This window comes from Pseudomonas sp. W22_MBD1_FP4, from assembly GCF_052113765.1.
In the GTDB taxonomy this organism is placed as follows: domain Bacteria; phylum Pseudomonadota; class Gammaproteobacteria; order Pseudomonadales; family Pseudomonadaceae; genus Aquipseudomonas; species Aquipseudomonas sivasensis.
Genome location: NZ_JBGQOI010000026.1, coordinates 30123 through 49666, shown reverse-complemented (window position 1 = coordinate 49666; position 19544 = coordinate 30123). Strand labels below are relative to the sequence as shown.

Here is a 19544-nt window from a genome sequence, read left to right as displayed (position 1 = left end):
CATCTCTCTGACTGATACACCGCTATCGGGAACAAGCGCACTCCCACATTTGGATCTCCAGCGCTTTGAAGATCGGGTTTACAGCGCCTTTTCGAAAATCTTCGAATTACGCTGATAGTTGTACAGCGACGCCCGCGCCGACGGCAGTCGGTCCACAGTACTCGGTACAAAACCACGCTCACGGAACCAGTGCGCGGTGCGAGTGGTGAGGACGAACAAGGTCTTCAAGCCTTGGGCACGGGCGCGTGTTTCGATGCGCTCGAGTAACTCATCACCACGACCGCCATGGCGATACTCCGGGTTCACCGCCAGGCACGCCAGCTCACCCGCATCCGAATCGGCAATCTGATAAAGCGCCGCACAGGCGATGATCATGCCTTCGCGCTCGACCACGCTGAACTGTTCGATTTCACGCTCCAGCACTTCCCGCGAACGGCGTACCAGGATCCCCTGCTCTTCCAGCGGGCTGATCAGATCAAGCAAACCACCGACGTCTTCGATCGCCGCTTCGCGCACCAGTTCGAATTGCTCCTGGGCCACCAGCGTGCCGCCGCCATCGCGTGTAAACAGTTCGGTGAGCAGCGCGCCATCTTCGGCGTAGCTGACGATATGGCTGCGCCCTACCCCGCCCCGGCAAGCCTCGGCCGCGGCATCGAGCAGTTCGGCCTGGTAGTTGCTACTGCCCAGGCGTTGCAGGTGAGCCGGTACTTGTTGCGGACGCAGTTCGCGCACCAACCGGCCATTTTCATCGATCAGGCCGAGGTCGGCGCCGAACAGCAACAGTTTGTCGGCTCCCAGGTCGATGGCGGCGCGGGTGGCGACGTCTTCGCAGGCCAGGTTGAAGATTTCACCGGTAGGCGAGTAACCCAATGGCGACAGCAGCACGATGGAGCGCTCGTCCAGCAGGCGATTAATACCTTTGCGGTCGACCCGACGCACTTCGCCGGTGTGGTGATAGTCCACGCCTTCCAACACGCCGATCGGACGCGCGGTCACAAGATTGCCGCTGGCCACGCGCAGGCGCGAGCCTTGCATCGGCGACGAGGCCATGTCCATCGACAAGCGCGCTTCGATAGCGATACGCAGGTGGCCGACGGCGTCGATAACGCATTCCAGCGTCGGCGCGTCGGTGATACGCATACCTTCGTGATAAGCCGGGATCAGGCCGCGCGCTTCAAGGCGCGCTTCGATCTGTGGGCGCGAGCCATGAACCAGCACCAACCGCACGCCCAGGCTGTGCAGCAGCACCAGGTCGTGGACGATATTGCCGAAGTTGGGATGGTCCACACCGTCGCCAGGCAGCATGACTACAAAAGTGCAGTCGCGGTGGGCGTTGATGTAGGGCGAAGCGTGACGAAGCCAATTGACGTATTCGGGCATAACACCTGGGCCTGTAATAAAAAGCAGCCAAAAAAGGATGAATCGTGAAAACGCACAGCGGGCTGATGGTTATCGTCGGAACAGGCTTGGCGACACGCTCGCTCTCCTTCTATGTACGAATAGGCTGGGGTTAATTTATGCAGGTTTCAGGCAGTAATGGTCGATCAGTTCCCGCAATAGACGCACTGTAGGCGTCAAGCGTGACATTTCGAGGTACTCACCCGGTTGGTGGGCGCAGGCGATGTCGCCAGGGCCAAGCACCAGGGTTTCACAACCAAGGCGCTGAAGATAAGGCGCTTCGGTGCCGAACGCTACTGCTTCGGCACGATGACCGGTCAATCGTTCCGCAACCCGCACCAGTTCGGCGTCTTCCGATTGTTCGAACGGCGGCACCTCGGGGAACAGCGGCGCATAGTCGATCTTGACCTGATGCCGCTCGGCCAAGGGTTCGAGCTTCTGCCGGATGGCTGCACGCAACACCTGTGGGTCCATGCCCGGCAAGGGCCGCAGGTCGAACTCCAGGGAGCACTGACCGCAGATGCGGTTCGGGTTGTCGCCGCCGTGGATACAGCCGAAGTTCATGGTCGGCTGCGGTACGCTGAATTGCGGGTTGCGGTACTCGCGCTGCCAGGCCAGGCGCAGACCACGCAACTCGCCGATGGCATCGTGCATGGCTTCGAGGGCGCTGTGGCCCAGGCTTGGATCCGACGAGTGGCCGCTGCGCCCAAGGATGTCGATGCGCTCCATCATCACGCCCTTGTGCAGGCGGATCGGCTTGAGCCCGGTGGGCTCGCCGATCACCGCCGCACGGCCCAGAGGGCGCCCGGCTTCGGCCAGCGCGCGGGCGCCGGACATGGAGCTTTCTTCGTCGCAGGTGGCGAGGATCAGTAGCGGTTGCTTGAACGGTTGGTCCAGCAGCGGCAGCACGGCTTCGATGGCCAGGGCGAAAAAGCCCTTCATGTCGCAACTACCCAATCCTACCCAGCGGCCGTCGACTTCCGTCAGCTTGAGCGGGTCGGTTTTCCACAGGGCGGCGTCATAAGGGACGGTGTCGCTATGACCGGCCAGCACCAGTCCACCGGGGCCGCTGCCGAAGGTGGCCAAGAGGTTGAACTTGCCGGGGCTGACTTGCTGGATGTCGATGGCAAAACCCAGATCACCCAGCCAACTGGCGAGCAAATCGATCACGGGCCGGTTGGTCTGGTCGAGAGACGCTTGGGTGCAACTGACCGACGGCGCGGCAATCAAGGCGGCAAACTGCTCTTTCATGGACGGTAACGGCATGCGCGGTCTCTCAACTTCCCGGATGAGTCCCACTATAGAGCCATCTGCACGACACAATAAACCGTTGCGGCACGTTGCCGGGCTCAGTCCTGTACACTGCACGACCTTGGCAGCCACACTTTTCCCCGGCTGCGCTCCCGATCCTGGATTTTCCGGCCATGCAGAAAGAAACCGAAATCAAGCTACGCGTCAGCCGCGAAACACTCGCCGCGCTGCGTGAGCACCCGTTACTGAAAAAACGCAACAAAAGTGGCTGGGAACGCCGTGAGTTGATGAACCAGTACTTTGACACCCCCGAGCGCGACCTGGCCCAGGCAAAAGTCGCCCTGCGCCTGCGCAAAGACGGTGACGACATTATCCAGACCCTCAAGACCCGTGGCCAAAGCGTCGCCGGTTTGTCGGAACGCAATGAGTACAACTGGGACCTGCCCAAAGCCAAGCTCGACGTGAAGAAACTCGACGGCGAATGCTGGCCCGAGCAATTGGCCGAGCTGGACAAGAAGACCCTCAAGCCGATCTTCACCACCGACTTCGTACGTGAACGCGCTGAAATCGCCTGGGGCCGCGGTAAGGCCAAAGTCGTGATCGAAGCCGCCCTGGACTTGGGCCACGTGGTGGTCGGCAAACAGAAAGAAGAAATCTGCGAGCTGGAGTTGGAACTGCGCGAAGGCGAACCAGCGGCCCTGCTGGAGCTGGCAGCTGAACTGGCCGCGACGCTTGCCCTGATGCCGTGCGATATCAGCAAGGCCGAGCGCGGCTATCGCCTGTACGACGCCAGCAGCTACTCCCTGAGCCTGCCGGCGCCGCAGATTCACGCCGAAATGCCGTTGGACGACGCCTTTGCCGCGATCATGTGGCACCTGTTGGGCAGCAGCCAACGCCTGGCCGAACAATATCGCTTCAATGGCCACTGGCGCCTGCTGCAAGACTGGGTCGACAACCTCGGCGAATTGCGCGCCCTGATCGGCAGCCTCGGCCAGGCCGCACCGCGTCAATCCACCAGCGACCTGCGCAGCGTACTTGATGCCTTGCTGGAAGATTGGCGCCCACTGGTACAAGCCGGTGACGACGATGAAGACATCCGCAAAGCCGCACCGGAACAATTCGTCGAAGAGTTGGAAGACGTGCGTTGGGGCCTGTTCTCACTGAACCTGTCGCGATGGCTGCTCGCCCGCACCTGGACCGCCGACCGCAACGTGCGTGGCAACCGTCAGGGCGCTGCGCAAATCACCAACTGGCTGCCACGCCTGTTGGCCGAAGATGCCGTCGCCCTGCAACTGCCGCGCTACCAGCAACAACCGGAAGACCTGGCCGAGCAACTGCCGCGTATCGAACGCATCCAGGCCTGGCTGCACCATGCGCGTAACGTGGTGGATATTCCTGAGCTGGACCGTTTGTACGGCGAACTGAACAAGTTGGCGCAATTGGCCAACCAGCCGATCACTGATGAATCGCTGGATGCGCGTATGCATCAGGCGATTGCGGTGTATCAGAACCGTGCCTGGAAGACTCTTCTGCGTCTGTAATACCACCATCGGGGGGCAAGCCCCTCCCACATTTGGACGCGTTTCAACTGTGGGGGGCTTGCCCCCGATGAAGCCCCCGCTGTCAGCGCTAGACTGGCAGGGAAGTGGTGGACTTGATTTCCGACAACGCCACAATCGAATTCACCTCCTGAATCCCCGGCACCATCGACAATTTCTCAAAGAAAAACCGCTCGTACGCCTCGATGTCCGACGTCACGATGCGCAGCAGAAAATCCACCGCCCCCATTAGCACATAGCACTCCAACACTTCCGGAAAGCCGCGAATCGCATCGGTGAACTCAGTGAAGTTGGATCGGCCGTGGGCGTTGAGTTTGACCTCGGCAAAAATCTGCGTGTTGAGGCCGATCTTCTTGCGATCCAACAACGTCACCTGCCCGCGGATCACACCTTCCTCCTTCAGCCGCTGGATTCGTCGCCAGCATGGCGACTGGGACAAACCCACCTGTTCGGCAATCTGTGCACTGGAAAGCGAAGCGTCCTCCTGCAACAGGGCCAGGATGCGACGGTCGTAAGCGTCTAACTCGCTATGCATAGAAATACCTATTATTGATTCTAGCTCGAATTGATCTATTCGATTTTTAGCAAAACATGCCCATCTTAGATAAGAAATCTCCGCTGGCGAATGTAAAAATTCCTTCCATCGAATCTGGAGAGTCAGCATGCACGCCGTCGAAACCATCCAACCTGCTGCGCGCGCCGATGCGTGGGCTGTCACCAGCGCCCATTGTCAGGCGCACTACCAGATCGTCGCCGAGGCGGAGTCCGATGTGTTGTGCCGAGTACTCAACTATTTTGCGTTGCAGTTTCTGACGCCTCGGCACGTCGCCGTGAATCGGGAAGACGACCTGCTGAACATCGATATCGTGATCGACGGCCTGAGCTGGCATCGGGCCCAAGTCATCGGTGAAAAGATTCGAAACCTGATCAGCGTGTGCGCGCTGGACATGTGGTCAGCTGATTCCGTGGGGCCTATAGCGGTGGTTGCAGCCGCTCAGTAAAGACCTGCAACACACACTGGGAGGATGAAACTCGGGAGCTGGCTAGCCTGAAATTTCGTCCAAGGCTACCCAGGAACACCTTCATGTCTGTTGATCAGCGATTGGAACTGCATGCGTTGCTGCCGGCCTTGGTGGAGGAAGGTTTGATCACTCCCGACGCCGCGCAGCGGTTATCGGCGGCGCACCCCGACAACGCTCAACACCCATTGGAGCGTATCGCCGCCCATGGGCCTTCCCTGGAAACCCTGACCCAATGGCTTGCCCAGCGTGTCCGGCAACCTTATCTGCGTATCGACCCGTTGAAGATAGATGTCGCAACAGTGGTGCCACTGATGTCCCACGCGTTCGCCCAGCGCCACGCCATTCTTGCCGTGGCCGTGGATGCGCATACCGTTACCGTCGCCAGCGCCCAGCCCCACGTCAGCAGTTGGGAATCCGGACTGGCGCAAGTACTCAAGCGTTCGATCAAGCGAGTGGTTGCAAACCCTCAGGACATCCAGCGGTGTATCAGCGAGTTTTACCGGCTGGCGAAGTCCGTCAGCGGGGCCGATCAAAAGGTCGCGGTGCCGGGTAACTTCGAGTTGCTGAACCTTGGCGCCAGCGACCAAGAGCCGGACGCCAATGACGCACATATCGTTAATATCGTCGACTGGCTGTTGCAGTACGCCTTCGCACAGCGGGCCAGCGATATTCATATCGAGCCTGGCAGTGAGCAGGGCCGGGTACGTTTTCGCATTGATGGGCTGCTGCACGACGTCTATCAATTTCCACCCCAGGTGACGATGGCGGTGGTCAGCCGCCTGAAAAGCCTGGGGCGGATGAACGTGGCAGAAAAGCGCAAGCCCCAGGATGGCCGGGTCAAGACCAAAAGCCCGACGGGCGCAGAAGTTGAGTTGCGCCTGTCGACCTTGCCCACAGCCTTCGGCGAGAAACTGGTGATGCGGATTTTCGACCCTCAGGTGCTGCTCAAGGATTTTGACCAGTTGGGTTTATCCACCGAGGACCAGCACCGCTGGCACGCGATGACGCGCCAGACCAACGGCATCATCCTCGTCACCGGTCCTACCGGCTCAGGCAAGACCAGCACTCTTTACACCACGCTCAAGCAACTGGCGACCCGGGAGGTCAACCTGTGCACGGTGGAAGATCCGATCGAGATGGTCGAGCCGGCCTTTAACCAGATGCAGGTGCAGCACAACATCGACCTGACCTTCGCCAGCGGCATCCGCGCTCTGCTGCGCCAAGACCCGGACATCATCATGATCGGCGAGATTCGCGACCAGGAAACCGCAGAAATGGCTATCCAGGCCGCACTGACCGGGCACTTGGTCCTCTCGACGCTGCACACCAACGATGCGCCCAGCGCCATTAGCCGCTTGCAGGAACTGGGCATCGCTCATTATTTGATCAAGGCCACCTTGTTGGGTGTTATGGCGCAGCGCTTGGTACGAGTGCTGTGCCCCCATTGCAAGCGCTCGACGGGCGATGTCCACGAGGCCGTCGGATGTGCGGAATGTCGGAACAGCGGGTACCGGGGACGCGCAGGGGTCTACGAAATCATGGTGTTGAATAAGTCGATCAAAGCACTGATCACTCCGGGCGCCGACGTGCAGACCTTACGCCAGGCAGCTATTGCGCAAGGCATGTGCAGCCTGCGCATGGCCGGATTGAGGAAGGCGCAAGCTGGGCTGACCACGATGGCCGAAGTGTTGCGAGTAACGCCTGGGGATTCGGTAACAAATCCTTTGGTTACGGCGCGCTGAAATCGTTCTTATCTGTGACAACACCGTTACACTCGGCCAACAGTCGTTTAACTGACACCATCAGATAGGGAATCGCTATGCAGATCGGAACCGTACTGCTTCTTTTCGTGGGCTTGGCCGCCGCCATATTATTCATGGGCTTCAAGGTGGTGCCTCAAGGCTACCAGTGGACCGTCGAGCGTTTCGGCCGTTATACCAACACCCTCAAGCCTGGCCTGAACATCATCATCCCGGTCATGGATCGCATCGGTCGCAAGATCAACGTGATGGAGAGCGTGCTGGATATTCCACCCCAGGAAGTCATCACCGCCGACAACGCCACCGTACAGATCGACGCCGTGTGTTTCTTCCAGGTTGTCAATACCGCCCAGGCCGCCTACGAGGTCAACAACCTCGAACACGCCATCCGCAATTTGCTGCAAACCAATATCCGCACCGTGCTCGGCTCTATGGAGCTGGATGCCATGCTCAGCCAGCGTGACGGCATCAACGAAAAACTGCTGCGCACTGTGGATGAAGCCACTGCTCCGTGGGGTATCAAGATCACCCGTATCGAGATCAAAGACATCAGCCCGCCCGCCGACCTGATGGCCGCCATGTCCGGCCAGATGAAAGCCGAGCGGATCAAGCGTGCGCAAATCCTTGAGGCCGAAGGCCTGCGAGCATCGGCAATCCTGACTGCCGAAGGCAAGAAGCAGGCACAGATTCTTGAAGCTGAAGGTGGACGCCAAGCCGCATTCCTGGAGTCTGAAGCCCGTGAGCGTCAAGCAGAGGCTGAAGCCCGTGCAACCCAGGTGGTCTCCGAGGCCATCGCCACCGGTAACGTGCAGGCCATCAACTACTTCGTTGCGCAAAAATACATCGACGCCTTGGGCAAACTTGCCTCGGCCAACAACAGCAAGGTCATCCTGATGCCGCTTGAAGCCAGCCAGGTGATCGGTGCGGTGGGCGGCATCGGCGAGATCGTCAAGGCAACGTTCGATAACAAGAAAGGTTGAGGCCGTCGCCATGTGGGATTTCCTGCAGCATCTTTCATTCTGGGATTGGCTGGCGCTGGGTACAGTGCTGTTGATTCTTGAAGTGTTCGGCGCCGGTGGTTACCTGCTATGGATGGGTATCGCAGCAGCAGCCGTAGGCGTTATCAAGTTCCTGGTGCCGCCCCTGGGACCGGAATGGCAACTGCTGCTGTTCGCCGTATTGTCGATATTGACAGCGGTCTACTGGTGGAAACGCCAACGAAGCAGCGCAAAGGCCAGTGACCAACCGGGGCTCAACGAGCGCGGCTCGGAGCTGATCGGCCGCACATTTGTAGTGCACCAGGCGATCGCGGGCGGTCGGGGTAAGGTAAAAGTCGGTGATGGCGTATGGATGGTGACCGGTCCTGACAGCCCTGTAGGCGCTCAAGTACGGGTGGTTGGCCTGGATGGCGTGATTTTGAAGGTAGAAACTGTTTAGTCAGTGATGGAACTCGGTTGGGCTAACTACAATCAAACGGTACAGATCACCCACCCGGAGTCACCCACCATGCGTCTCAAATATGCTGTCGCTACCCTTGCTGTGCTTTCCCTTCCTGTCGGTTCAGCCATGGCCGACAGTTTCTGGCGCAATGTCATCTCGTCGGGCGCCACCACCGGCTCGACGTACCTGACCTTCAAGGACCACAAGCTGGTCGTTGCCGCACAAGACGACGCAGGCAGCTTTGTTGCCAGCGACGGCGGCATCCGTGGCCCATACCTGGAAGCCGCCATGCAGAAAGTCCGCGCCGACAATCCTGGCCTGCAGGCCACGGATATGGAGCTGGCTAACGCTATCCTCGCGAAAAACGCTGTCACCGAGTGATTTCCGCACTCTGAAGAATGCCGCTTTCGAAGCGGCATTTTTTTTGCCCGTAACATGACGATTCATTCACAGGTGACAGGCTATATTCAGTCAAGCCGTGCAACCATGCCGGCACTGATACCTCCCGTACTCATCGCCAACCTGAAACGGATGCATTCGTCGTTATGAGCCAACTGCCCTTTCTGCCGTTCTCCAAACCCACCATCGATGAAGCCACCATCTCGGCGGTGGGCGATGTATTGCGTTCGGGCTGGATCACCAGCGGGCCGAAGGTTCAGGCGTTCGAGGCGCAGCTGTCGGAATACTTTGGCGGCCGCCACGTTCGCACCTTCAACTCGGGCACCTGCACCATGGAGATTGCCTTGCGCATCGCCGGTATCGGGCCTGGGGATGAAGTCATCACCACACCGATTTCCTGGGTGGCGACGGCCAACGTGATTCTGGAAGTCGGCGCCACACCTGTGTTCGCCGATATCGACCCAATCACCCGCAATATCGACCTGTCCCAGGTGGAAGCCGCGATCACACCGCGCACCAAGGCCATCATCCCCGTTTACCTGGCCGGGCTGCCGCTAGATATGCCAATGCTTTACGCGCTGGCCAACAAGTACAAACTGCGTATCGTCGAAGACGCGGCCCAGGCACTTGGCTCCAGTTGGGATGGCGAACGCATTGGCGCCACCGGGGACTTCGTTTCGTTCAGCTTCCAGGCCAACAAGAACATCACCTCGTCCGAGGGTGGTTGCCTGGTTTTGAATAGCGCCGAAGAGGCACGCCTGGCAGAAAAATACCGCCTGCAGGGCGTCACCCGTACCGGCTTCGACGGCCTGGATGTTGATGTGCTGGGTGGCAAGTTCAATATGACCGATATCGCTGCGGCCATTGGCCTGGGGCAGTTTGCCCATATCGAGAAAATCACCGCCCACCGCCAGAACCTGGCGAGGCACTACTTCAAGTGTTTCGGCAGTGACTTTGAAGAGAAGTACGGCGCACAACTGCCACCCGCCGACTTCGAAAACAGCAACTGGCACCTGTTCCAGCTAGTGCTGCCGGAGCGTCAGGACGGCCTGCCGGCCCGCGCAACGTTCATGGAACAGATGCAGGCTCATGGCGTGGGCATTGGTTATCACTACCCACCGATCCACCTGCTGAGCCTTTATCGGGCACAGGGTTTCAAGGAAGGCATGTTCCCGGTGGCGGAAAAGGTTGGGCGCTTGATTGTTTCATTGCCGATGTTCACGGCGATGACTGAGGCGGATGTGGAGCGGTCGGTGGCGGCAGTGAAAGCGGTGCTCAAACGCTAACCCTATAGGGGCCGGTTTGCCGGCCCCTATAGGGTTATGTGCGGTGTTACTCGCCGATGGCGGCTTTGTAACCAGCAGCATCCAGCAGTTTTTCCAGGTCAGCCGGGTTGCTTGGCTTGAGCTTGAAGATCCAGGCGCCGTAAGGGTCAGAGTTCAGCAACTCGGGGCTACCACTCAGTTCCTCGTTGACTGCAATCACTTCGCCTGCAACCGGGGCGTAGATATCCGAAGCGGCCTTGACCGACTCCACCACACCTGCCTGATCAGTCGCGCCAAACTGGGCGCCGACTTCGGCCAACTCAACAAACACCACATCACCCAACGCTTCCTGGGCGTGGTCGGAGATCCCGACGGTCACGGTACCGTCAGCTTCCAGACGGGCCCATTCATGACTCTCGGCAAAACGCAGGTCGGCCGGGATATTGCTCATAGTCTGTGTCCTCAGAAGTAGTGTCAGCGGCCATCGGCCTGCCGGAAATAGTTAGATCAAGGTTTTGCCATGGCGCACGAAGGTCGGTTTGACCACTCGAACCGGGTACCACTTGCCGCGGATTTCCACTTCGGCCCGGTCGGCAGTTGCCGTCGGTACACGCGCCAAGGCAATGGATTTGCTCAGCGTAGGAGAGAAACTACCACTGGTGATCTCACCTTCGCCAACATTGGCGATGCGAACTACCTGATGAGCGCGTAAAACCCCACGTTCTTCCAGTACCAGCCCGACCAGTTTGAACTGCACACCGGCGGCCAGCTCTGCTTCCAACGCCGCACGCCCGATGAAATCGCGCTCGGCTGGTTCCCAGGCGATACTCCACGCCATGTTGGCCGCCAGGGGCGAAACGTTCTGGTGGATATCCTGGCCGTACAGGTTCATGCCGGCTTCCAGGCGCAGGGTGTCCCGCGCGCCGAGGCCGATAGGTGAGATGCCTGCACCCACCAGATCGTTGAAAAATCCCGGTGCCTGATCGGCAGGCAACACAATTTCCAGGCCGTCTTCGCCGGTGTAACCCGTGCGTGCGATAAACCAATCGCCGTCGGCCTCGCCTTCAAATGGCTTGAGCTGGTGGATCAGGGTGCCGCGAGACTGGGTGACCAACTCGGCGATCTTCTGCCGAGCATGGGGGCCTTGAATGGCGAGCATGGCCAACTCGGGCCGCTCGTGCAGTTGCACTTGATAGCTGCCGAGTTGCGCCTGCATCCAGGCGATGTCCTGGTCACGAGTGGCGGCGTTGACCACCAACCGGTACCCGGCATCAGTGCGATAGACAATCATGTCGTCCACCACGCCGCCCTGCTCGTTGAGCATGGCGCTATACAACGCACGGCCACAGCCATGCAAACGTTCGACATCATTGGCCAGCAGGTGCTGGAGCCATTCCTTGGCCTGGGGGCCGCTGATATCGATCACGGTCATATGAGATACATCGAACACCCCGCAGTCGCGTCGCACCTGATGGTGCTCTTCAACTTGCGAGCCGTAATGCAAAGGCATATCCCAACCGCCAAAATCGACCATTTTCGCGCCGAGGGCGAGATGCAGGTCATACAGAGGCGTACGCTGTCCCATGGGTTTCTCCTTCCGGGCTTGGCGAAGGTGCGCAGCGTTGCTGTTCGTGCTGAAGACCTTGAATTACAAGGGCTGCAGCCACGTACAGCGACCCGATCCGAAAGGCGGAGCGCACCGAATGCCGCGCATTGTAGCCTCAAGCCGTAGGACTGACACCTAACCGATTGGTCGGGCAGAGCGTCGGATCAGCCCGATCACCGGCAGCAGGCCAACCAGTACCAGTGTCAGTGCCGGCAGCGAAGCCCGTGCCCACTCGCCTTCGCTGGTCATTTCAAAGATCCGCACCGCCAGGGTGTCCCAGCCGAACGGGCGCATCAGCAAGGTTGCGGGCATTTCCTTGAGCACATCCACGAACACCAGCAGCGCAGCACTCAGGGTGCCGGGTAGCAACAGCGGAAGATACACTTTGCAAAACAGTCGCGGCCCACTCACGCCCAAACTACGCGCCGCTTCCGGCAACGAAGGCCGGATGCGCGCCAGGCTATTTTCCAGCGGCCCGTAGGCCACCGCTAGAAAACGCACCAGATACGCCAGCACCAGCGCCGACAGGCTGCCCAGCAACAGCGGTTTGCCCGCACCACCGAGCCAGCCGGACAGCGGCACCACCAGTTCGCGGTCCAGATAACTGAACGCCAACATGATCGACACCGCCAGCACCGAACCCGGCAATGCATAGCCAACATTGGCCAGGCTGATACCGGAGCGAATCGCCCGGGTCGGCGACAGGCGGTTGGCGAAGGCAAGTACCAGCGCCACGCTGACCGTGATCAATGCCGCAATACCACCGAGATAGAGGGTGTGGACGATCAGGCCCGAATAGCGCTCATCCAGGTCGAACCGGCCGCGCTGCCAGAACCACGCGATCAACTGCAGCACCGGAATGACAAAGGCGCACGCAAACACCAGCCCACACCAGGCACTGGCGGCTAACGCTTTGAACCCACGCAGGTGGTAGAGCGCCTTGCCCCGAGGCCGCTCATTGCTGGGACGGCTCGCGCCACGGGCACGCCGTTCGCCGTACAGCACCAGCATCACCACCAGCAGTAACAGGCTGGCCAGTTGGGCTGCGCTGGAAAGACTGAAAAAGCCGTACCAGGTTTTATAGATCGCGGTGGTAAAGGTATCGAAGTTGAACACCGAGACCGCACCGAAATCCGCCAGGGTTTCCATCAACGCCAGGGCGACCCCGGCGCCAATCGCCGGCCGCGCCATGGGTAGCGCCACGCGCCAGAACGCTTGCCACGGCGATTGCCCCAACACTCGCGCGGCTTCCATCAGGCCTTTGCCCTGGGCCAGGAATGCAGTGCGCGCCAGCAGGTAGACGTAGGGGTAGAACACCAGCACCAACACGATGATCACGCCACTGGTGGAACGCACGCGAGGCAGGCGCAGACCGGTGCCGAACCACTCTCGCAGCAGGGTCTGCACTGGGCCTGCGAAATCCAGCAGGCCAACAAAGACGAAGGCAAGCACGTAGGCGGGGATGGCGAAAGGGAGCATCAACGCCCAGTCAAGCCAGCGCCGGCCGGGGAATTCGCAGAGGCTAGTGAGCCAGGCCAGGCTTACGCCCAAGAGGGTCACGCCCAAACCCACCCCAACCACAAGGGTCAGGGTATTGCCCAGCAGCCGGGGCATCTGGGTTTCCCACAGATGGGACCAGATTTGCGCATCGATGCTTTGCCAGGACAGCAACAGCACGCTCAGAGGCAGCAGCACCAGGGCAGCGACGGTGAAAACCGGCAGGTACCAGCGGCGTTGGGCGGGGTGGGCCAAAGGTGGGTTCTCGATAATGAAGATCTTGAAATCACCACAACCCAATGTGGAAAGGGGCTTGCCCCCGATGTCGGAATGTCAGTCGACTCATCGGTGACTGATCCTCCGCCATCGGGGGCAAGCCCCCTCCCACATTTGGATCTGCGGCGTCCTACAAATTGTACTTAGTTCCAGCCGGCGCGATCCATCAAGCGAATGGCTTCAGCCTGGCGCTTACCCGCCACTTCCACCGGCAAGGTGTCCGCAACGAACTTGCCCCAGGTCGCCACTTCGGCCGACGGCGGTACAGCCGGGTTGGCCGGGAACTCCTGATTCACATCGGCAAAGATCTTCTGCGCTTCAGGTGTGGTCATCCATTCCACCAGAGCCTTGGCGGCTTCCGGGTGTGGCGCGTGCTTGGTCAAGCCGATACCCGACAGGTTCACATGCACACCACGGTCGCCCTGGTTCGGCCAGAACAGCTTCACAGCCAGGTCCGGCTTCTGCTTGTGCAGGCGGCCGTAGTAGTAGGTGTTGACGATACCCACGTCGCACTGCCCGGCGTTGATCGCCTCCAGCACGGCGATGTCATCAGAGAACACGTCAGTAGAGAGGTTATTCACCCAGCCCTTGACGATTTCTTCGGTCTTGGCCGCGCCGTGGGTTTCGATCAGGGTCGCGGTGAGCGACTGGTTGTAGACCTTTTTCGCCGTGCGCAGGCACAGACGACCTTCCCACTGTTTGTCGGCCAGGGCTTCGTAGGTGGTCAAGTCACCCGGTTTTACCCGGTCAGTGGAATAGGCGATGGTCCGCGCACGCAGGCTCAAGCCAGTCCAAGCGTGGGCGGATGAGCGGTATTGCAGAGGAATGTTCTTGTCGATCACGGGCGAGGTGAAGGGTTGCAGGATGCCCATTTGCTCGGCCTGCCAGAGGTTGCCGGCATCCACGGTGAGCAACAGGTCGGCGGTAGCGTTTTCGCCCTCGGCCTTGATGCGCTGCATCAGCGGGGCTTCCTTGTCGGTGATGAACTTCACCTGGACGCCAGTCTTTTTGGTGTAGGCATCGAACACGGGTTTGATCAGTTCGTCGATGCGCGAGGAGTAGACCACCACTTCGTCGGCTGCCTGCACAGTCGTGCTGCCGATCAGGGTGAGTGCCAGGGCAGTCAGTAGGCGCTTGGGTGCCAACATGGGTGCGGTCTCTCATTTGCAAAGTGAGCGCAAATGATAGGGACTCACATTTGGTAACGCTCGGTGGAGGCGTTACCAGATGTTGCACAGATGCCTCAGGGTTTCGCGAGTGTTGGCAGATCGCCCGTCAAGCCCAAGGCCTGGCGCACAAATACCGCTTTGGCTTCGGGCATCTGGTCGACCATCTTCAGCCCGGCGTTACGCAACCAACGTAACGGCAGTTGATCGGCCTGGAACAACCGCTCAAAACCTTCCATTGCGGCCATCAGCGCCAAGTTGTGGGGCATCCGACGACGTTCGTAACGGCTCAGCACTTTCACATCCGCCAGACGCTCGCCGCGTTCAGTAGCCGACAGCAACACTTCGGCCAGCACCGCAGCATCAAGGAAACCCAGGTTGACGCCCTGCCCGGCCAACGGGTGGATCACATGAGCCGCATCGCCGATCAACGCCAAGCCCTCAGCCACGTAGCGTTTGGCGTGACGCTGGCGCAACGGTACGCAAACCCGTGGATCAGCACTGACCACAGTGCCAAGCCGCCCTTCAAAGGCGCGCTCCAGCTCACGGCAAAAACTTTCATCATCCAAGGCCATCAGGCGCTCGGACTCAGCCGGTGTGGTGGACCATACGATCGAACACCAATCTTCCTGCCCATCGCGTACCAACGGCAAAAACGCCAACGGGCCGGTGTCGGTAAAGCGTTGCCACGCCGTACGCTGGTGCGGCTGACTGCTACGCACGCTGGTGACGATGGCGTTATGCAAGTAATCCCATTCACGGGTGGCGGTGCCGGTCAGGCGACGCACGGCGGAGTTGGCGCCATCGGCGGCGACCACCAACGGCGCGCGCAAGGTGCGGCCATCGGCCAGGGTCAGCAGCCAGTCATCGCCGGAGCGGCGCATCTGCTCCAACCGCGCGTTGGCCAGCAGGCCCAGGTCGCAGTCGTGCAGGCGATCAAGCAAAGCATCCTGCACCACACGGTTTTCGACGATATGCCCGAGCACCTCGGCGTGCACGCTGGCCGCCGAAAAGTGGATCTGCCCAGTGCCGCTGCCGTCCCACACTTGCATCTCGCCGTAAGGGCTGGCCCGGCGCGACACAATGCCGTCCCACACGCCCAAGCGCTCCAGGATGCGCTGGCTGGCGGCCGATAAGGCGCTCACGCGGGGTTCGAAGGCCGCGTCACGGTCGAACGGTTTGACGCTCAGCGGGCTGCCATCGAGCAGCAGCACTTGCAGGCCACTGCCCTGCAACGCCAGCGCCAGCGCGCTTCCGACCATTCCGGCCCCGACAATCAGCACATCTGCGCGCATGTCCATGGTTTAAGCCTGTCTCGCTTGCGGCTTGCGCCGCACGTAAAGGGTTTTGTCGACCCGCGCCACCAGGGTGCCGGAGCCGTCATGAATCTGGACCGTGAGGTGAGGCAGGTATTTCTCGCCGCCTTCGGTCTGTCGGCGCACCTCGTCAAGCAAGGCCTCGTCGATGAAAAATTCGGCGTACACCGGGCCTTTGCCCGGCGAGATAAAGTCGATGCTCGCGGCCTTGTCCCAGACGATGTAGTCGCGGCCCAGATTTTCCATCAGCATCAGCATGTAGAACGGGTCGACCATCGAATACAGGCTACCGCCGAACTGCGTGCCGACGTAATTACGGTTGTACCAACCCAGCCCCATGCGCACTTTGACGTGACGAAAATCCGCGCTCATATGCTGCACGCTGACGCCAGCGCCCAGGTATGGCGGGTACAGGGTCATGATCCAACGCAGCAAGCGCGCCTTGCCCAACCGCGCCACCAGCCACTTACGCATCGGGACGTGTCCCCAAGCCCATGGCCTGACGGGCGAACCAGCGTTTGGCCGGCGGCAACAAATCCAGGCCCAGCAGACCCATATTGCGGCCCAGCGCTACCAGCGGTTGTGCACTGCCAAACAGGCGCGTGACCTGATCGGAGAAACCGACAGTCAACTTCTGGTCCATACGCTGGCGCTCGCGGTACGCCTGTAATGTCGCCAGGTCACCGGGCACCGCTGGCCCGGCGAGCAGGGCCTCGGCCAAGGCACTCGCATCGCGCAGGGAAAGGTTGAAACCCTGCCCTGCAATTGGGTGCAGGCTGTGGGCGGCGTTGCCGAGGATCACCAGGTGGGAACGTACCTGCTCTTCGGCTTCCACCAGGGTCAGCGGATACAAATGGCGCGCGCCGACTTGCTTCAAGGTGCCCAGACGGTAGCCGAACACGCTCTGTAATTCGCTGAGGAAACTGCGTTCGTCGAGGGCGGCCAGGCGCTGGGCGTCCATGCCGATGCGTGTCCACACCAGCGCGCAGCGGTTGTCTGGCAGCGGCAGCAAGGCCATCGGGCCTTCGTCGGTGAAGCGCTCGAAGGCTTCGCCGTTATGGGCTTCGCTGGGAGTGATGTTGGCAATCAGCGCGCTCTGGTTGTACGGACGGGTCTTCACGCCAATGCCCAATTGCTCGCGCAAGCCGGATCGGCCGCCATCGGCGAGCACGGCGAGGTCGCATTCCAACACGGTTTCATCGTTGAGCGTCAGGCGATAGCCGTCGGGCAGCGGCTCCATGCGGGTGACTTCCGCCGGGCAGCGCCAGCTGACCACGTCTTTGTCCAGGCCTTGCCACAGGCATTGGCCGAGCCAGGCGTTTTCCACTACGTAGCCGAGTGCTGGCACGCCCTCCTCCATGGCGGACAAACGTGCGGTGGAGAAACGCCCACGGTCCGACACGTGAATCTGCTTGATCGGCTCGGCTCGGCGGGAAACCTCCTGCCAGATACCCAGCCGCTGATAAATCTGGCGCGCGCCAAACGACAGCGCCGACGATCGTGCATCGTAGCTTGGCTGGTAGCTGTCGCCCGGAGCGAAGGGTTCGATCAGCATGATCTTCCAGCCCCGCGCCTTGGCCCCGGCCTGCAACGCCAGCGCCAGGCTGGCGCCCACCAGGCCACCGCCGATAATCGCAAGATTGACCCGGCTCATCGGGAGGCCGCCATCAGCGCTTCGATCTCGACGACGGTCTTGGGAACGCCGCCGGTCAGGATTTCACAGCCTTGCTTGGTCACTACCACGTCGTCCTCGATGCGTACGCCAATGCCACGCCATTTCTTCGCCACGTTCTGGTTGTCCGGCGAAATATAGATCCCCGGCTCCACGGTCAACGCCATGCCGACTTCCAGCACCCGCCATTCACCGCCCACCTTGTACTCGCCCACATCGTGCACATCCATGCCCAGCCAATGGCCGGCGCGGTGCATATAGAAAGGTTTATAGGCTTCGCTGGCGATCAGTTCGTCAACGTCACCTTGCAGCAGTCCCAACTTAACCAGCCCAGCGGTGATGACCTGCACGGTCGCCTCATGGGCCTGGTTCCAATGTTTATTCGGCGCGATCTCGGCAAAGGCGGCTTCCTGGGAGGCCAGCACAATCTCGTAGATCGCTTTTTGCTCAGGTGAAAACTTTCCGTTGACCGGCCAGGTGCGGGTAATGTCGCTGGCGTAGCAGTCGATCTCGCAACCGGCGTCGATCAGCACCAGGTCCCCATCCTTGAGCAGCGCGTCATTCTGCTGGTAATGCAGGATGCAGCTGTTGCGCCCGGCGGCGACGATGGAGCCGTAAGCCGGCATCTTCGCGCCGCCTTTGCGGAATTCGTAATCCAGCTCGGCTTCCAGGCTGAACTCATGCAACCCAGCGCGGCTGGCCTGCATCGCTTTGACGTGGGCAGCGCAGGAAATCCGCGCGGCCTCGCGCATCACCCTCACTTCTGCCGCCGATTTATACAGGCGCATGTCGTGGAGCAGATGATCCAAGGCAACAAATTCGTTCGGGGGCTGGGCGCCGAGGTGTGCTTTAGAGCGGATCACGTTGATCCACTCCATCACGTGCCGGTCAAATTCAGCGTTGCTGCCCATGGCCGAATACACCCGGTCACGGCCTTCGATCAGGCCGGGCAGGATGTCGTCGATATCGGTGATGGGGAAGGCATCGTCGGCGCCAAACTCACGGATTGCGCCTTCGGTACCGGCACGCAGGCCGTCCCACAGTTCACGCTCGGCATTGCGTTCGCGGCAGAACAGCACGTACTCGCCATGCTGGCGACCGGGCATCAGCACGATCACTGCTTCGGGTTCGGGGAAACCGCTCAGGTACTGGAAGTCGCTGTCCTGGCGGTAAACGTGCTCGACATCGCGATTGCGGATGGCCACGGCGGCGGCCGGCAGAATCGCGATGCTGTTGGGTTCCATCTGCGCCATGAGCGCCTTGCGGCGGCGGGTGTATTCCGCTTTGGGGATATGGATCATGGGCAGATGGGCTTCCTTTCTTAGTGCAGCGACGGCTTGGGTGCAGCAGGCTCAGCGGACTTCTTGGTCTCGGTGAACAGCAGCAACGGCGCGACGCGCAGGTATTCCATGACTTCCATGTAGTCGCCTTCGCCGTCTTCGGACTCTTCCAGCGCATCTTGCACTTGGGAGATCGCGGCGAGGTCCTGCAGCACTTCCTTCGCGTCGGTGCTCAGCTCCAGGCCGCCGGCGTTCACGCCGAAACCGTGGAGGAAACCCTGGCACCATTGGCCCAATGCGGCGGCGCGTTCGGTGAGCGGAGCGTCGTCGGTCGGTAGCAACAGGACTACGGTGACGTCATCACCGGTCAGTTCGCCCTTGACCATCTCTTGCAGGCCGATCAGCGCGTTACGCACGTTGTCGGTCGGTTCGGTTTCCAACAACTCGGCGACATCGGCCAACCAGTTGTCGGCATCAAAGCCAACACCGGTGCAGCTGCGCCCCAACAGCACGCCGTGCAGTTCGGCAGGCGAGCATGGGTGGCCGCTGGTGCTCAGCAGTTTGGAAAAAGCATCGTACGGGGAGTTCTGAATGGGCATGGTGAGCTAGGCGCCAGACGGCGCAATGTCTAGAATGG

General features: G+C 60.6%; 19 protein-coding genes. 7 read left to right on the top strand and 12 right to left on the bottom strand.

Annotated elements, in window-relative coordinates; genetic code table 11:
- Nucleotides 1-78: 78 nt before the first annotated feature.
- Both argA and argE read right to left on the bottom strand, forming a co-directional pair.
- Complete coding sequence (gene argA, locus ACEN2T_RS25875; RefSeq protein ID WP_032884260.1) at nucleotides 79-1380, bottom strand: amino-acid N-acetyltransferase; 1302 nt, start codon at nucleotides 1378-1380, stop codon at nucleotides 79-81.
- A 135-nt stretch (nucleotides 1381-1515) separates the two neighbouring features.
- On the bottom strand, nucleotides 1516-2664 hold the full coding sequence (argE, locus tag ACEN2T_RS25870; RefSeq protein ID WP_122763951.1) for an acetylornithine deacetylase: 1149 nt from the start codon (nucleotides 2662-2664) through the stop codon (nucleotides 1516-1518).
- 158 nt (nucleotides 2665-2822) lie between these two features.
- Here argE and ACEN2T_RS25865 point away from each other — a divergent pair, with 158 nt between their 5' ends.
- Nucleotides 2823-4190 (top strand): CYTH domain-containing protein, encoded by a 1368-nt coding sequence (locus tag ACEN2T_RS25865; RefSeq protein ID WP_099601726.1) that lies wholly within the window; start codon nucleotides 2823-2825, stop codon nucleotides 4188-4190.
- An 88-nt stretch (nucleotides 4191-4278) separates the two neighbouring features.
- On the opposite strand, the gene ACEN2T_RS25860 is transcribed toward ACEN2T_RS25865, so the two are convergent.
- Entirely contained in the window at nucleotides 4279-4743 is a 465-nt protein-coding gene (locus tag ACEN2T_RS25860) for an Lrp/AsnC family transcriptional regulator (RefSeq protein ID WP_032884266.1), read from the bottom strand.
- 127 nt (nucleotides 4744-4870) lie between these two features.
- On the opposite strand from ACEN2T_RS25860, the gene ACEN2T_RS25855 reads away from it, so the two are divergent.
- From ACEN2T_RS25855 to ACEN2T_RS25830, 6 genes are all read left to right on the top strand, one after another.
- Nucleotides 4871-5209 carry a hypothetical protein gene (locus ACEN2T_RS25855; RefSeq protein WP_442117777.1) on the top strand — a complete coding sequence of 113 codons (339 nt, stop codon included), beginning with the start codon at nucleotides 4871-4873 and terminating at the stop codon, nucleotides 5207-5209.
- Nucleotides 5210-5292: 83 nt separating this feature from the next.
- The gene (locus ACEN2T_RS25850) at nucleotides 5293-6972 is read left to right on the top strand and encodes a GspE/PulE family protein (RefSeq protein WP_442117776.1); all 1680 of its coding nucleotides are present in this window, start codon (nucleotides 5293-5295) and stop codon (nucleotides 6970-6972) included.
- A gap of 77 nt (nucleotides 6973-7049) precedes the next feature.
- Nucleotides 7050-7970 (top strand): SPFH domain-containing protein, encoded by a 921-nt coding sequence (locus ACEN2T_RS25845; protein WP_032884271.1) that lies wholly within the window; start codon nucleotides 7050-7052, stop codon nucleotides 7968-7970.
- A gap of 10 nt (nucleotides 7971-7980) precedes the next feature.
- The gene (locus ACEN2T_RS25840) at nucleotides 7981-8427 is read left to right on the top strand and encodes an NfeD family protein (RefSeq protein WP_032884272.1); all 447 of its coding nucleotides are present in this window, start codon (nucleotides 7981-7983) and stop codon (nucleotides 8425-8427) included.
- A 69-nt stretch (nucleotides 8428-8496) separates the two neighbouring features.
- Nucleotides 8497-8811 carry a DUF2388 domain-containing protein gene (locus ACEN2T_RS25835; protein WP_003176799.1) on the top strand — a complete coding sequence of 105 codons (315 nt, stop codon included), beginning with the start codon at nucleotides 8497-8499 and terminating at the stop codon, nucleotides 8809-8811.
- 164 nt (nucleotides 8812-8975) lie between these two features.
- The gene (locus ACEN2T_RS25830) at nucleotides 8976-10115 is read left to right on the top strand and encodes a DegT/DnrJ/EryC1/StrS family aminotransferase (protein ID WP_032884274.1); all 1140 of its coding nucleotides are present in this window, start codon (nucleotides 8976-8978) and stop codon (nucleotides 10113-10115) included.
- Between the two features lie 46 nt (nucleotides 10116-10161).
- Here the strand turns inward: ACEN2T_RS25830 and gcvH are convergent, their stop codons facing one another.
- The 9 genes from gcvH to ACEN2T_RS25785 all read right to left on the bottom strand — a co-directional run bounded on the left by gcvH (nucleotide 10162) and on the right by ACEN2T_RS25785 (nucleotide 19506).
- Nucleotides 10162-10545, bottom strand: coding sequence for a glycine cleavage system protein GcvH (gene gcvH / locus ACEN2T_RS25825; protein WP_095185169.1), 384 nt, complete (start codon nucleotides 10543-10545; stop codon nucleotides 10162-10164).
- Between the two features lie 51 nt (nucleotides 10546-10596).
- Entirely contained in the window at nucleotides 10597-11679 is a 1083-nt protein-coding gene (gene gcvT / locus ACEN2T_RS25820; RefSeq protein ID WP_032884277.1) for a glycine cleavage system aminomethyltransferase GcvT, read from the bottom strand.
- A gap of 156 nt (nucleotides 11680-11835) precedes the next feature.
- Nucleotides 11836-13452: an ABC transporter permease gene (locus ACEN2T_RS25815; RefSeq protein WP_122754214.1), complete on the bottom strand. Its 1617-nt coding sequence runs from the start codon at nucleotides 13450-13452 to the stop codon at nucleotides 11836-11838.
- A gap of 164 nt (nucleotides 13453-13616) precedes the next feature.
- On the bottom strand, nucleotides 13617-14621 hold the full coding sequence (locus ACEN2T_RS25810) for an extracellular solute-binding protein (RefSeq protein ID WP_032884279.1): 1005 nt from the start codon (nucleotides 14619-14621) through the stop codon (nucleotides 13617-13619).
- A gap of 95 nt (nucleotides 14622-14716) precedes the next feature.
- Nucleotides 14717-15934, bottom strand: coding sequence for a 2-octaprenyl-3-methyl-6-methoxy-1,4-benzoquinol hydroxylase (locus ACEN2T_RS25805; RefSeq protein WP_163033280.1), 1218 nt, complete (start codon nucleotides 15932-15934; stop codon nucleotides 14717-14719).
- Between the two features lie 9 nt (nucleotides 15935-15943).
- Nucleotides 15944-16429, bottom strand: coding sequence for a DUF4442 domain-containing protein (locus ACEN2T_RS25800; protein ID WP_032884283.1), 486 nt, complete (start codon nucleotides 16427-16429; stop codon nucleotides 15944-15946).
- Nucleotides 16422-17609 (bottom strand): 2-octaprenyl-6-methoxyphenyl hydroxylase, encoded by a 1188-nt coding sequence (gene ubiH / locus ACEN2T_RS25795; RefSeq protein WP_099601730.1) that lies wholly within the window; start codon nucleotides 17607-17609, stop codon nucleotides 16422-16424. The genes ACEN2T_RS25800 and ubiH overlap by 8 nt, the downstream gene beginning before the upstream one ends.
- A complete protein-coding gene (pepP, locus tag ACEN2T_RS25790; protein ID WP_032884285.1) occupies nucleotides 17606-18928 on the bottom strand; it encodes a Xaa-Pro aminopeptidase in 1323 nt (440 codons plus the stop codon). The genes ubiH and pepP overlap by 4 nt, the downstream gene beginning before the upstream one ends.
- A 20-nt stretch (nucleotides 18929-18948) precedes the next feature.
- Nucleotides 18949-19506: a YecA/YgfB family protein gene (locus tag ACEN2T_RS25785; protein WP_015886444.1), complete on the bottom strand. Its 558-nt coding sequence runs from the start codon at nucleotides 19504-19506 to the stop codon at nucleotides 18949-18951.
- Nucleotides 19507-19544: the final 38 nt, after the last annotated feature.

Bases quoted from the DNA above. Each gene is read 5' to 3' on its own strand.
- argA (WP_032884260.1), bottom strand. From the start codon at position 1,380: ATGCCCGAATACGTCAATTGGCTTCGTCACGCTTCGCCCTACATCAAC.
- argE (WP_122763951.1), bottom strand. From the start codon at position 2,664: ATGCCGTTACCGTCCATGAAAGAGCAGTTTGCCGCCTTGATTGCCGCG.
- ACEN2T_RS25865 (WP_099601726.1), top strand. From the start codon at position 2,823: ATGCAGAAAGAAACCGAAATCAAGCTACGCGTCAGCCGCGAAACACTC.
- ACEN2T_RS25860 (WP_032884266.1), bottom strand. From the start codon at position 4,743: ATGCATAGCGAGTTAGACGCTTACGACCGTCGCATCCTGGCCCTGTTG.
- ACEN2T_RS25855 (WP_442117777.1), top strand. From the start codon at position 4,871: ATGCACGCCGTCGAAACCATCCAACCTGCTGCGCGCGCCGATGCGTGG.
- ACEN2T_RS25850 (WP_442117776.1), top strand. From the start codon at position 5,293: ATGTCTGTTGATCAGCGATTGGAACTGCATGCGTTGCTGCCGGCCTTG.
- ACEN2T_RS25845 (WP_032884271.1), top strand. From the start codon at position 7,050: ATGCAGATCGGAACCGTACTGCTTCTTTTCGTGGGCTTGGCCGCCGCC.
- ACEN2T_RS25840 (WP_032884272.1), top strand. From the start codon at position 7,981: ATGTGGGATTTCCTGCAGCATCTTTCATTCTGGGATTGGCTGGCGCTG.
- ACEN2T_RS25835 (WP_003176799.1), top strand. From the start codon at position 8,497: ATGCGTCTCAAATATGCTGTCGCTACCCTTGCTGTGCTTTCCCTTCCT.
- ACEN2T_RS25830 (WP_032884274.1), top strand. From the start codon at position 8,976: ATGAGCCAACTGCCCTTTCTGCCGTTCTCCAAACCCACCATCGATGAA.
- gcvH (WP_095185169.1), bottom strand. From the start codon at position 10,545: ATGAGCAATATCCCGGCCGACCTGCGTTTTGCCGAGAGTCATGAATGG.
- gcvT (WP_032884277.1), bottom strand. From the start codon at position 11,679: ATGGGACAGCGTACGCCTCTGTATGACCTGCATCTCGCCCTCGGCGCG.
- ACEN2T_RS25810 (WP_032884279.1), bottom strand. From the start codon at position 14,621: ATGTTGGCACCCAAGCGCCTACTGACTGCCCTGGCACTCACCCTGATC.
- ACEN2T_RS25805 (WP_163033280.1), bottom strand. From the start codon at position 15,934: ATGCGCGCAGATGTGCTGATTGTCGGGGCCGGAATGGTCGGAAGCGCG.
- ACEN2T_RS25800 (WP_032884283.1), bottom strand. From the start codon at position 16,429: ATGCGTAAGTGGCTGGTGGCGCGGTTGGGCAAGGCGCGCTTGCTGCGT.
- ubiH (WP_099601730.1), bottom strand. From the start codon at position 17,609: ATGAGCCGGGTCAATCTTGCGATTATCGGCGGTGGCCTGGTGGGCGCC.
- pepP (WP_032884285.1), bottom strand. From the start codon at position 18,928: ATGATCCATATCCCCAAAGCGGAATACACCCGCCGCCGCAAGGCGCTC.
- ACEN2T_RS25785 (WP_015886444.1), bottom strand. From the start codon at position 19,506: ATGCCCATTCAGAACTCCCCGTACGATGCTTTTTCCAAACTGCTGAGC.